Raw genomic sequence first — 12325 nt, forward strand, 5'->3', positions numbered from 1 at the left:
GGTTGAATCCACAACGCTGCCCGCCCGTGCTATTGCACAAGGGATCCTGGTGATTATAAAAAGTGTATGCGCTCTTCATCACAACTTCGATTCCAGCTCCCGACACCCCATGGCATTGCAGGGGGGCACCCGATTCCCTCCGTGTGCCGGAACGACTCATGAAATAAAGCTTTGCAGGTGACATTTCGGGCCATGGAGGTTAGTAGAGTTAAAGCATGCGATAGATCTTGTAAACCTAAAAAGATGGAGGCATTCATATGAAAGCGCTTCAACCGCAAGTCATCCAGGAACTGAAGGAAAGAAAGGGCCGACCCGGTTCTCCCGTACTGAGTTTATATTTAAACCTCGATCCCGCAAATCCGGTCAATCTTCGGGGGGGCTACAAGGTTTCCCTGGACGCCATGTTGAAGGATCTAGAGTCCCAGATCAAGGATGAAAATGAGCTCCGCCATTTTCAGGAAGACGCGGAATGGGCGCGCAGGAAGGCTGAATTCCATATCGCCAAGGGCAGAAGCCTGGTTCTTTTTTCCGACGTTTCGGAGTCTTTCTTCTTTGAAGAAGACCTGCCGATTCGCCTGGCGAATCAAGTCTGGTTCGGGGAATCTCCCTACCTTCGCCCCCTCCTGGAAGCGAGAAACGAATATGAACGCTACGGCGTCGTCCTGGCAGACCGTGAGAAGGCCCGCTTTTTCCTGATTTCCATGGGTGAGATCGATGAGATTTCAGACATCTTTCAGGAGCCTCCCGTCAAGCACCGCAGTGCCGCAGGCAGCGACCACATGCGGTCGCAAATGGTCTTTCAGCGGAGAGCCGCCAAATGGAGTGAGGAATTCCTGAAGAATGTGTCGGACACGCTTCACGACATCATGGTGGAATATGATATCGACCGCGTCATCCTGGGCGGCCCCGAGGAAGTGACGGCCGAATTGCAGCGCCTCCTGCCCAAGGCCGTGGTCGCGCGCGTTGTGGACCGGCTGCGGATGCCTGCCTCCGCCAAGACGTCGGAAGTCTTTGAGGTGGCGTTTCCCATCATCGAAAAGATCGAAAGGGAGCAGCAAAGCACCCTGGTGCAGGACCTCATCACCACGGCGCACAAGAGCAAGGCCACCAGCGTGAAGGCCGTCCTCGGATTCGATGCGACTCTCGACGCCATCAACCAGGGTCGGGTGTACCGCCTCGTCTACCCTACCGGGTTGAGCATGAACGGCTACCACTGCACCAGTTGTGACGTTCTGCTGGACCACTCCCCCTCAGACGGCCGGTGTCCGTACTGCTCCAATACACTCCTGGAGCTGGAGGACATCGTCTGGCCGGCCTCGGAGCGCGCTTTGGATATGGGAGGGAAAATTGAAGAAATCCGAAGCGCTGAAGCCATTTCCATGCTGGCGGGCGTCGGTCAGATCGGTGCTTACCTGCGATAGGTTTTTTCAGCTCGAAAGGATGAGTATACAGGTGCGACCTGTTACTTTTACAAGCACATTGCAGTGAAAGTCATCATTCGCCGTGAAAATCCCCCTCAATCCCCGTTTGATAAACGGGGGCAGGGGGGATTTTCACGGTAAATTTCTCTTGCTCATGTAGTTGATCGTATTCCAAGGCTGCCTAACTCGATTCACAGCCAGCCGATAAATACCCATAGCCATTGCCTTTGTCCCATAAATATTTCCCTTTCCTTCAAGTCCTCAAACCAAGAGACCGATAGAGCTAACAGCCTGATCCAGGCGGATACAGACGCATTCCATGCCGGCGGAAGAACGGCCGTTCGTGGGCATGGGACGACAGCAGGGTCGGGCTGAACAGGATCCCCCGTGGTCATTGGGTGTTGCCGGGTCGTGAGAAACCGGGTCGTGACAAAAAAAGGAGAAGGGCTGCAATGAACAAACCTAAAATGGGAATTGGATTCAAGATCTTTGGAGGCTTCATCATTTTGATTTTGATTGGCGTCGCCATAGGATACTCGGGATACTTCAGCCTCAATCGGGTCATCCAGGCTTCAGCCCTTTCACAGAAGGCGCTGGAAGCCAAAATCAAAGTCCTCGACGCCCGCCGCTATGAAAAGAACTACATCATGCGGAAAGATGAAGCATCCTTCAAGGACCTCATGCAGGCCCTCGAGGAATTGAATCAACTTTCCACCCAACTGAAGTCCATGATGGATTCAAGCAAGGATGCGGAACAAATTGCGGAGGCGGAAAAAATCTACAAGAATGCGGCGGATACCCTGAAGCGGTTGGAAAATGAAGATGCCGCCGTTTTCGAACGGCTCCAGCAGACGGCGGGCAGCATCTCCAAGCTGGCCGTCGATGAATCGACCGCAGCAGCACGCAGCATCCAGGAAAGCATGCTCGCCTCCAATGGGATGACCTTGAAGGACAAGGCCCGCGAAAGCATCAAGGATGTCATTACCGTTGCCTACAACATACTGAAATTTTGCAACGAGCAGGGAATGCCGCGCGAGGACATCTTCGATATCCTGCGCAGTATTCACTTTCAAGGGGACAATTACCTCATCGTGATCCAGACGGACATGATGGTGGTGGTCCACGGAGGAGACCGCAACATCGAGGGGAAAGACTTCGGAGGTGTGCAGGACAAAAAGTCAGGCAAGTTTTTCGCGAAGGAAATGGTGGAATCGGCCGTCAAAAAGGGGGATTCTTACACGGAGTATTTTTTCACGAAACCGGGGATGGGGGATGCGGTCTTTCCGAAAGTGACTTATTCGAAATATTATGAGCCGATGGGGTTGGTTGTCTCCGCCGGCGTTTATATGGACGACGTCGAAATGGAGATACAAATCACCAACAATATGCTCAATGAAGGTTTGAGTAGATTGCAGGAGACGGAAGCCATCAAATCGTTGACTTTCGAAGCGCGGCTGAACGCGCTCTACTACTTCGTGTTCAATCGGGACAGCGAAAAGGTGGCGGAGAGCCTCGCCCGGTTGAAGATGCTCCCGACCGTTACGGACGATATTAAAAAGCTGGCCGACGACTACCAGGCGCAGTTCAACCAGCGTGTCGGCAATAGTGACAAGCGGACGTCCACTGTCGATGAAATCGTCCGGATCGCACGCCAGGCAATGGGAGCTGCAGAGGGCATCGAAAAAACGGCCAACGATCTTTTTGACAGCAGCACGGCAACGGGCAAGACCCTGATGCTCGTCTTCATCGTCCTGGGCGCGGCAGGCGGCCTGGCCCTGGCATTCCTCCTGACGCGCGGCATCACCAAGCCCGTGAGCCGGGCCATCGACGGACTCATGGAGGCTTCCGGCCAGGTGGCGTCGGCGGCAGGTCAGGTGGCTTCCTCCAGCCAGAACCTGGCAGAAGGATCTTCGGAGCAGGCGGCAGCCATCGAGGAAACTTCCTCCTCCCTGGAAGAAATGGCCTCCATGACCCGGCAGAATGCGGAGAACGCCGGCCAGGCCAATATCCTCATGGGCGAAGCCAACACTATCATTTCCAAGGCCAATGCCACCATGCAGCACCTCACCATGTCCATGAAGGAAATCACGACGGCCAGTGAAGAGACGCAGAAGATCATCAAAACCATCGACGAAATTGCCTTCCAGACCAATCTGCTGGCTTTGAACGCCGCCGTGGAAGCCGCCCGGGCGGGTGAGGCCGGGGCGGGCTTTGCCGTCGTCGCCGACGAAGTCCGAAACCTGGCCCTGAGGGCAGCCGAAGCGGCGCGGAACACGGCAGACCTCATCGAAGGCACCGTCAAAAAGATCAAGGAAGGGGCGCAAATCGTGGCCAGGACCAATGACGAGTTCACGGAAGTCACCCATGGCGTGACCAAGTCCGGGAAGCTCATCGAGGAAATCGCCGCCGCCTCCCATGAGCAGGCCCAGGGGATCGGCCAGGTAAACCAGGCGGTTTCTCAAATGGACAAGGTCGTTCAACAGAATGCAGCCACTGCGGAAGAGTCTGCCTCGGCATCGGAGGAAATGAACGCTCAGGCGGAACAGATGAAGGAATTCGTGGTGGAGCTGGCCAACCTGGTGGGGGGAAACAGCAAGAAAGTCAGAGCCGGCCAGAAGGCCCCGTCCGAACCACGGCAGGACAAACAGGCGTCGGGCATGGAGGCCCCCTGTGGCGCCAGGACAGCTTCAGGCCGTTCAGGCAGTGTCAAGCATTCGGAAAAAGGGAATGGCAACGGCCACGGGCACACGCCCCTCCGCAGCCGGGACATGCGGGCGGAGCAGTTGATTCCCTTCGATAAGGACGATTTTTCAGATTTCTAGCGCCCTGTCACCTCCCTTGTAGAGGGACCCTCATCGGCTGTAGGGCGGGTTATGGCTTGCTGCCACACCCTACGGCCGGGTCCTTTCAAAACAATTTTATCGAGGCACCCGATGGGCCAACCCGTCGGTCCAGGGTGGCTCCCCCATTTCCAAGTCTTTGAAAGCTCAAACATCCTACCCTTTACCGCTTCACCCTGATGCTGTAAGTACCGGTGCCGCCGGCCTTGTTGTAATGCCGGATCTGCGCATAATATTGACCCGGAACCAGGTTGGAAACGATCCGCGAATTAAGGCCTGCTCCGCCGTCGTCATCCTCGTCGATCAGGCTGGTCGGGCTATTCGGACCGAACAGCTTCATGACAACATCGGTCTGACCACCCGTTTCAACAATGTAGCGGCCGCTGGAAGAGACAGTGAATTTGTAGAGGTCTTCCTCACCCGCAACGCCGATGGCAGCCTGCTTGGCCCCTCCATTGACCTGCAATTCGACGGCCTGAACGGTCGTGCGAGGATAGGCCTTTTCACTGGCGATAAAAGCCTTGTCCAACGCCGACAGTACATCGTTGGCCTTGGTGCCCATGCCACTCTTCACCCAGCTGCCCGGAAAGAAGTAGAGCATGATTGAATCGGGGTCGAACTGTGTTCCCCGTATTTGATCCGCGCTGTATTTTTCAAGCACGTTGTGTCTGATCTGGTCCGGGGTCCAGAAGTTCGGCGGGCCGGCCAGGTCACGGAGCACGACCTCTTCATTCCACTCGATGCCTCCCGCCGGGTTCTGATGCTCGTGAGCAAGACCGATGGCGTGGCCGAATTCGTGCGCCGCCGTGCCGCCATCCAGGAAACCCAGGTTCATGGTGGGCTGGTCACGGGGAATCGACTTGCAGTCGGTGCCGATATAAGACCAGGCCCCGTCATTGGGATCGAATGTGATGCGAATCTCTGCATCCGGGGCGTTATCGAACTCGAACGTGAGATTTGCGTACGGGGTCCACCAGTTCGCCTGCTCCCGGGCGGTTGCCTGTTCCGCAGGCGTTCCGCCCATGAAGCGCACATGGAGTTTCGACCCATTGATCCACAGGTTTCTGACGACAATGATCGCTCTCGCACGTCCTTCGCCGATCTGCAGGGTATGGTGCGGGCGGAGCATATCGCGCGGCAAGAGCCTGTCGTTACATATTTTTAGAATCTCCTTCCATCATTATCTCGAAGAGTCAATTTCCCTTCACTTTGGAAGATGGTAAGCCTATTCATCTTCGGGTGAATGCTCCCTGACAACGGGCGAAGGCGATTCCTTCGCCCGGGAATTCTTCTTCCCCAATTTCCTTACCTGCCCTTCCGGTACCTGAAATGAAGCATCCCCTTGAGTCGCCACTCCTCGCTCGGCGTCCCTTGCGGAGATTGTCTTGACCCGCGCCAGCATTTCGGAAGGCGGGAGATCCCCCCTGGACTCGTCATAGAGGCCGAACCAGGGAAGCCCGTAACGGGTGTATGTTTGTGCGTCGATGGGTGTGGCGGGAGGATTGAACCCCGTGATTTCCGTGAACTGGGCGCTGTTGAGGATATGGACGGAGATCCGACCGTAATTGCCTTCGTCCCAAACGTCGATGCCGTAAGGGTCTGGATATATTTTTTGCTTCATCACACCCCCTGCGCCAAGGCCCATCGAGGGGCTTCCCCCGAGCTTCGGCATGGCACTGGGAACAGCACCGCCCTCACGCTTCAACGGTGGTGCATCCGGGAACCTGCCCGGCTTGGGCTCGAAAACCAGGATTTGCACGCCTCCGAACGTTTCCAGGCCGGTCATCGAGGCCTCTATCGTGTAGCCCAGTCCCAGAGGCATGGCAACAAACTGGCGAATGGTACCGTGGCCGGAGTGAATCCCGTCGAGCCACGGTTGCTCGGGACAGACGACATAATCCTGGGGATCGGCGCGAAGCTTGAAGTCCCAGGCCCCTCCGGAAACCGCGTTGACCCGGCCCACCCCGATCTTCACCGCATTCGGTTTCCAGAGTGCCCCATGGAATCCAAGCCACAACGCCTCCCGTTGAAACATGGGAATGAATGCTCCACCCTCCTCAACCCAAGAGGCAGGCATACTGTCACGGTAGTCTTCTACGCTGAAAATCGGGAATCTGCCCAACCCCGGGGGCAGAGGATAAGTGAGACCGTCGTCCGGAATGCGGAGGGTGCGTTGGAAAGTCACGGCAAAACGCTCTCCGATGCGTATGATATCTTTTTCGATGACGACCTCAAGCATGGCGCATCCTCCCCAATGGGAAGTATCCTGAATGCTTCCATGAAAACTTTCGCCTGATAAACCTGCAGCTAACCTAATCCTTAATTACAAAAATGCAATGGAGGGGGCCGGTGGTCAACGCTGTTGATTCAAGCAATTTTCGTCATTTCTGCGAAAGGCGGAATCCAGAAGAGTTAAGACTTGCTGGACCACGGTTCTCACCGGAGTGACGTTAAGTCAACAACATTGCCTTCGTCCCCTGCCTTGAAATTCCCTGTACAGTGCTTTTCTCGTTGCCATCCATTGTTTTGATGTTAACATTTCGAAGCATCAAAACTGCAAGGAAGGAGTGCGACAATCGATTTATGACACAGGAATCTGGAAATGTATTTCATCTGACTTTCGACGACAAGGAAATCATCCTGGTGGGAACGGCTCATGTCTCCCGTGAGAGCGTCGACCTCGTCAAGGACGTGATCGAAGCGGAAAAACCGGACACGGTATGCGTCGAGCTCTGCCCCTCCCGCTACCAGTCCATCATTGACGCCAACCAGTGGAAAAACACGAACATTCTGAAAGTCATCAAAGAAAAGAAGGCTTTTCTGCTCCTGGCGAACCTCATGCTTGCTTCCTTCCAGAGAAGGATTGGGGAGAAATTCGGCGTGAAGCCAGGGGCGGAAATGGTGCAGGCGCTGCAGTCGGCCGAGTCCGTGGGCGCCGGCATTCACCTGGCGGACCGCGACGTGCGGACAACCCTGTCCCGCACCTGGCGCCTCATGAAGTTCAAGTCCAAGGTGAAGGTGCTCGCCGAGCTCCTGACCTCTCTCGGCGAACTGGAGGACATCAAGGAAGAAGACATCGAGAGCATGAAAAACAAGGATGTCCTTGAATCCCTCCTGTCGGAGGTGGGGGAAAAGCTTCCCGAGATCAGGAACATCCTCATCGACGAAAGAGATCAATATCTCGCCCACAAGATTCGCACGGCTCCGGGTGAGAAAATCGTGGCCGTCGTGGGGGCCGGCCATGTCCCGGGCATTCAAAAATACTGGCAAATTCCTGTCGACCTTGCCGCCCTGGAAGAGGTGCCTCCTCCGGGCAAACTTGCCGGCGTGCTGCAATGGAGCTTCCCCCTGCTCATTGTGGGGCTCATCACTTCAGCGTTTTTTACGGCGGGAGCAGCCACGGGAAAGGATGTCGTCATGTGGTGGGTTCTGGCCAATTCAGGCTTCGCAGGACTCGGAGCCGCCATGGCACTGGGGCATCCCATGACCATCCTCTCGGCAGTCGTTGCGGCGCCCTTCGCCACCCTCAATCCCCTCATCGCTGCGGGCTGGATATCCGGGCTGGTGGAGGCGTTTGTAAGGGAGCCCAAAGTCAAGGATTTCGAGGATCTGGCTCAGGACATCTCGTCCTGGAAGGGATTCTGGAGAAACAAGATCACGAGGATCCTGCTGGTGGTGGTTCTGACCAACCTCGGAGCCGTTACGGGCAATTTTATCGCCATTCCCGTCATATTGAAGCTCGTCGGCTGAGCGCTCAATCTCCCTCCGGAGTGTCAGGCTGGAGGCCATCAATTCAAGCGGGAAACCATGTGGCGGGGGGTCACGGGACATTGTAGATCCACCGTCGCGGTCGAGTCTGTTGTCGTCGATTCGATGACGACGGCTTCCCCCACCCTTAGCCCGTCCCTGTCCAGAACGCTCAGGTGGGATCCCGGCTCCACGCCGTGCTGTGTTCCAAGGGAGAAGGAAATCTCCCATGCCGAGGCTCCCCGCGCCACGTAGTAGATGTCCGCCATCCCTATTTCCCTCATGAGGCGTTCCCGACGCTGGGAGAGAAGAAAGACAAGGAAAAAGGAGAGCAGCGCCAAGGGGAAAAAGATGGCGAAGACCAGCCAGGGAGAAACGTTCAGGGTGCGCTGGATGAAGGACTTGGCATCCCGGCGCATGCTTTCCGCATCGGGGTATACCCGCACGAGCAGGAGCGTGGAAGCCTTGGGGGATGGATCGTTGCGCGGATGCACCGCAACGAGGTATTCTCCCTTTTCCTGCTCGGGACTCACCGTGAGCAGACCCCGCCACATCTTTCCGCCCAGCCAGAAGCCGGAGTGAATGACTTCGAAGGTGACACCGATGCCGTCCGTAGGGCTTTTGTAGGTCAGTTGACCGAGATCTGTGACGTCTTCCTTCAGGTACCCATTGACCGCCACGGACTCCCCGCCCAGAAGCTTGAACAGGTTGGCGGGCTCTCTGAAGCCGACGACAAGTCCGTCCACGACAGCCAGGAGAAAGACAATGCAGCACAGAGCGCCGCATTTCCCCAGTCCATCTCTCAGCCGATTGATTTGATCCAGGCTCATGCTTCCCATTCGAGCTTCTTGAAGCGCAGGCGATTGACGCCGACCTTGGCGAGGATCAGGGTGGGGATGAGCATGGAGAAGAAATACTTCATGAACAGGGGAGTGAAGCGGTCAGGGTTCTGATTGGCAAAATACATGCTGACACAAAGCTCCACGATGAGTGCTATATCCACCAGGGCGATGACTATTTTCTGCGAAAAATTCATGGCGGCGTCCAATCCCTATGTTCAATTATACTCGATGAGGGACAAATTTTTGATTTGATAGCTCCGTGCTTTTGTAGGAGCGGCATCCTGCCGCGACCGGATCGCTGTCGCGGCAGGATGCCGCTCCTACAAAAAAGAGCTTTTCAATCTTTGATGTGTACAGATCTCTACCCGCCGAACTCCTGGACGAAAAGAAGAGAATCCCTTCCGGTCAGGTCAGGAGGTCCGGACACTCCCCGGAAACGATTCTCTTCTTTAAAGCCGGCGGTTTCAACTACTTTTTGAAGATGTCCGTCTTGGAGATGTTCATAAACCTTTTGGCCTTACCCGCTTCCTTGTAGTAGATGCGGACTTCATCCCCGGCATCCCAGGTGGAATCGGGCAGGTTGAAATATTCCTCGGGCAGCGAGAACGTCACGAGGATTTTCTGCCTGCCGGAGTAAATGCTGATGGTTTTCTTGTCCCGGTCGACGGCAGGAAACTTCTTGTCCTTGACCAGCGGATCCGACTTATCCACACCATCTTTTTCTTCGATGAGGGTGTAATTGATGTTCTTGAAATTTCCCGTGCTCGGATCGAAGATCACGATCTGCCGGTTCTTGGTGTCGAGCTTCATGCGCTGCCCGGCCTTGGGCTCCGCTCCCGTGTCCATGGGGTCGGTGGGCAGGGTGTAGGTCACCGGGGGCAGTTGGCTGTAATCCGGGTTCTGAGGATCAGCCGTATTATCGTGGATCAGGGTCACCACCTTTTTATCCTTGTCGAACTTAATCACCCTGCCCTGTTCCACCTTTCCGTAATCGCTGCAACCGACACCGAGCACCAGAGGGAATACCAAGAGCAGGCAAAAAATCAGATTCCGTTTATTGAACATATCCATCTCCCTGTCCATATGAGTACAAGAGATTCACTGAGAGTGCTTTGTCCCCGGCGGGGTCGGCGGTTTTTGCCGGGGCCTCTCTGGAGGACCGCCTGCCCCCCGGGGATTTCGAAAGCACGTCGCTTCGTTTCAGAAGAGCTGTCAGATCGATCCGGACATCTCCATCAGGCAGGCTGTTTGGCCATGGCCGATTTCTTGGCCGCAACCTCCGCCTTGGCGCCCTGGATCATTTTCACGAAGATATAGGCGGAAAGAGCGGTGACCACACCCAGGACCAGGACGGTGGAGATGTTGTCGCAAACCACCTTGTTCGCACTGGTGTATTGGGGAAGCAGCTTCAGAATGATGGACAGAGCGCAGCCGATGACGGCGATACCGAAAGCGACGCGGATACCGTAGCCCTTGATGTACTTTGTGGCAACCGTACCCACCTGGGCTCCGATGGAGGCGCCCACCAGCATGATGATGGCCGCGACCAATTCCGTACGACCCTTGTAGGTATAGGTGGCTGCACCGTAAAGACCGGAGATCATCACCTCGAAGAGGTCGGTTCCAACGGCGACGTGGGTGGGGCAGCCGAGGATGTAGATGAGGGCCGGCATACGGATCAAGCCGCCGCCGATTCCCAGGATGCCTGCCAGCCAGCCCGTGAGGAAGCTAACGCCGATGGGGAGCCATGCGGAGCAGTAAATGCCTGCAACATTGAGATGGATCATGGGAGGGATTTTGATCTTATGGAAGGTCTTGTGCCATTCCACACCGGTGGAGAGGGGATCCACTTCACGGCCTGCGGCTTTGGCTTCCCTGTCTTTCCTCTTCTTTTTGGCAACGTCGTTGAAAACCATCCAGGCGATGAAGGCCAGGAGGACCAGGTAAAGGAGACGAACGACCTTTTCAACGCTCCCCAGGCGTTCGAGCCACATGACCATCTGGGCGCCGACTTCGAAGCCGACGATGGTGCCCACCAGCATGATCATGCCCAGCTTGTAGTCCACGTTTCCGAACTTCCCATGCCGCATGGTGGAAATGAGGGACTTTCCAGCCATGTGGGCGATGTCCGTCCCGATGGCGAAGGCCATGGGGAAGCCCAGGATGTTGAGGCCGGGGGTCACCATCCAGGCGCCGCCCATTCCAAAGAAGCCACCGATAATGCCGACGCCGATTCCCAGGATGATCAAACCGGGCCAGAATATTTTCACTCCCGCGATGGGCATAAGGATATACAACCAATCCATGAGATTACCTCCTGTTTCCATGAGAAGAATGCTCTGTCGAGCGGTCTATTAATGCTCCGAAAGCTCACGATGTTTGAGATCGATCCCGATGTGGCTCATGACGAGATCTGCCAAGACTCCAAACAGCAGTCCGATGGCAGGGATGAGTATAACCGTCAGGATGGTGAACTCCACATGACTCTCGTTGTACATGTTGGCCCACCAGGCCATGATGCCGCTCAGCTTGCGCGTGTCGGCCACGATGACCAGGGGTGCCACATCGCCGCCCCCTGCCGCCAGCACGAGCTTCGGCGCCAGCACGAATGCCATGGTGATCAATCCCAGGAATTTTACCCATAGTTTCTTCATTGTCTTCGACCTCCGCTTCGAGTCTACCCAACTTACACCACCAACCTTTTTCCCATACCTGCCTGTTACCAAAACACCAGCCGCTAAAACTGGAGGATTGAATCCGAGGCGTCCAATTCCCACGTGAAGCATTAAGCAATGGCTGTGCCACAGGATGTACAACATAAATAATCTATAAATATTGTGCGTTTAAATCAAAGAAAGGGGAAAACTTGGATGGGATGTTGCTGAAGAAGTGAAACTTTTGGGTGACAGGGGTGTCATCTGAAAGCGTACAAATTCACAAGACTCAGGCGTGGACCTGCAGGGCGAATTCGTCGATTTTCTTTCGGAAGGCATCGATTTTAATGGGTTTGATGATGTAGCCGTGAGCCCCCAGGCTCAAAGCGCGCGTCACCAGCTCCTTCTGGTGGAGATATGCGTCGATCACCAGGATGAGTCTGGGGTAGAGGGATTTGATTTTCCTCAACAGCTTGAAGTCCTCGGCGCCCGCGGTTCCCAGGTCCAGCAGGAGCAGGTCGAAAGAAATATCCTTCAGAAGATCCACGACCTCTTCCTGCCGCGACGTGAGGTAGCACTTGCAGTCCCGCCGGGATTCCAGGGCCCTCGCAAAGAGCTCTCCGATGTCTCGTTCGGGATCCAGTATCAGAATGTTCTTTCGATGGATTTCATTCACGGTCTTCAAGCTTCCTGGTGAGCACCCGTTGAGATTTCCAGGCTGCGGCCCGAAAAGCGGGCAAAAGCCGAACGCTGAAGGTAGGAGCTTTGGAAAACGGCCCTGGATTTCAGAAGGCTTCTATTACAAAAATCATACCAGAGAT

Annotated in this window: 11 protein-coding genes; 3 read left to right on the forward strand and 8 right to left on the reverse strand. The window is 55.5% G+C overall.

Annotated features, from left to right (window positions below; translation table 11 throughout):
• The first annotated feature begins 257 nt into the window (after positions 1–257).
• Together MWC30_RS10565 and MWC30_RS10570 are read left to right on the forward strand one after the other, a co-directional pair.
• Positions 258–1421 (forward strand): hypothetical protein, encoded by a 1164-nt coding sequence (locus tag MWC30_RS10565; RefSeq protein WP_244084140.1) that lies wholly within the window; start codon positions 258–260, stop codon positions 1419–1421.
• A 452-nt stretch (positions 1422–1873) separates the two neighbouring features.
• Positions 1874–4243 (forward strand): methyl-accepting chemotaxis protein, encoded by a 2370-nt coding sequence (locus MWC30_RS10570; protein ID WP_244084141.1) that lies wholly within the window; start codon positions 1874–1876, stop codon positions 4241–4243.
• A 181-nt stretch (positions 4244–4424) separates the two neighbouring features.
• Here MWC30_RS10570 and MWC30_RS10575 read toward each other — a convergent pair whose 3' ends face one another.
• Both MWC30_RS10575 and MWC30_RS10580 read right to left on the reverse strand, forming a co-directional pair.
• Positions 4425–5402 (reverse strand): pre-peptidase C-terminal domain-containing protein, encoded by a 978-nt coding sequence (locus tag MWC30_RS10575; RefSeq protein WP_244084142.1) that lies wholly within the window; start codon positions 5400–5402, stop codon positions 4425–4427.
• Positions 5403–5486: 84 nt separating this feature from the next.
• Entirely contained in the window at positions 5487–6500 is a 1014-nt protein-coding gene (locus MWC30_RS10580; protein WP_244084143.1) for a hypothetical protein, read from the reverse strand.
• Positions 6501–6844: 344 nt separating this feature from the next.
• Here MWC30_RS10580 and MWC30_RS10585 point away from each other — a divergent pair, with 344 nt between their 5' ends.
• On the forward strand, positions 6845–8011 hold the full coding sequence (locus tag MWC30_RS10585; protein WP_244084144.1) for a TraB/GumN family protein: 1167 nt from the start codon (positions 6845–6847) through the stop codon (positions 8009–8011).
• Positions 8012–8049: 38 nt separating this feature from the next.
• On the opposite strand, the gene MWC30_RS10590 is transcribed toward MWC30_RS10585, so the two are convergent.
• The 6 genes from MWC30_RS10590 to MWC30_RS10615 form a co-directional block, all read right to left on the reverse strand.
• A complete protein-coding gene (locus tag MWC30_RS10590) occupies positions 8050–8847 on the reverse strand; it encodes a hypothetical protein (RefSeq protein WP_244084145.1) in 798 nt (265 codons plus the stop codon).
• Positions 8835–9044 (reverse strand): hypothetical protein, encoded by a 210-nt coding sequence (locus tag MWC30_RS10595; RefSeq protein WP_244084146.1) that lies wholly within the window; start codon positions 9042–9044, stop codon positions 8835–8837. Before MWC30_RS10595 ends, MWC30_RS10590 begins: the two co-directional genes overlap by 13 nt.
• Before the next feature lie 274 nt (positions 9045–9318).
• Positions 9319–9915: a DUF4881 domain-containing protein gene (locus MWC30_RS10600; protein ID WP_244084147.1), complete on the reverse strand. Its 597-nt coding sequence runs from the start codon at positions 9913–9915 to the stop codon at positions 9319–9321.
• 170 nt (positions 9916–10085) lie between these two features.
• A complete protein-coding gene (locus MWC30_RS10605) occupies positions 10086–11156 on the reverse strand; it encodes a sulfite exporter TauE/SafE family protein (protein WP_244084148.1) in 1071 nt (356 codons plus the stop codon).
• 48 nt (positions 11157–11204) lie between these two features.
• Positions 11205–11504 carry a DVU0150 family protein gene (locus tag MWC30_RS10610; RefSeq protein WP_244084149.1) on the reverse strand — a complete coding sequence of 100 codons (300 nt, stop codon included), beginning with the start codon at positions 11502–11504 and terminating at the stop codon, positions 11205–11207.
• A 289-nt stretch (positions 11505–11793) separates the two neighbouring features.
• A complete protein-coding gene (locus MWC30_RS10615) occupies positions 11794–12180 on the reverse strand; it encodes a response regulator (protein WP_244084150.1) in 387 nt (128 codons plus the stop codon).
• Positions 12181–12325 lie beyond the last annotated feature (145 nt).

Origin of the sequence: Desulforhabdus sp. TSK (assembly GCF_022836495.1) — a bacterium.
Taxonomy (GTDB): domain Bacteria; phylum Desulfobacterota; class Syntrophobacteria; order Syntrophobacterales; family Syntrophobacteraceae; genus Desulforhabdus.

Excerpts from the sequence above, each read along its gene's own strand:
- MWC30_RS10600 (WP_244084147.1), bottom strand. The coding sequence starts at position 9,915 with ATGTTCAATAAACGGAATCTGATTTTTTGCCTGCTCTTGGTATTCCCT.
- MWC30_RS10605 (WP_244084148.1), bottom strand. The coding sequence starts at position 11,156 with ATGGATTGGTTGTATATCCTTATGCCCATCGCGGGAGTGAAAATATTC.
- MWC30_RS10590 (WP_244084145.1), bottom strand. The coding sequence starts at position 8,847 with ATGGGAAGCATGAGCCTGGATCAAATCAATCGGCTGAGAGATGGACTG.
- MWC30_RS10585 (WP_244084144.1), top strand. The coding sequence starts at position 6,845 with ATGACACAGGAATCTGGAAATGTATTTCATCTGACTTTCGACGACAAG.
- MWC30_RS10565 (WP_244084140.1), top strand. The coding sequence starts at position 258 with ATGAAAGCGCTTCAACCGCAAGTCATCCAGGAACTGAAGGAAAGAAAG.
- MWC30_RS10570 (WP_244084141.1), top strand. The coding sequence starts at position 1,874 with ATGAACAAACCTAAAATGGGAATTGGATTCAAGATCTTTGGAGGCTTC.
- MWC30_RS10580 (WP_244084143.1), bottom strand. The coding sequence starts at position 6,500 with ATGCTTGAGGTCGTCATCGAAAAAGATATCATACGCATCGGAGAGCGT.
- MWC30_RS10610 (WP_244084149.1), bottom strand. The coding sequence starts at position 11,504 with ATGAAGAAACTATGGGTAAAATTCCTGGGATTGATCACCATGGCATTC.
- MWC30_RS10595 (WP_244084146.1), bottom strand. The coding sequence starts at position 9,044 with ATGAATTTTTCGCAGAAAATAGTCATCGCCCTGGTGGATATAGCACTC.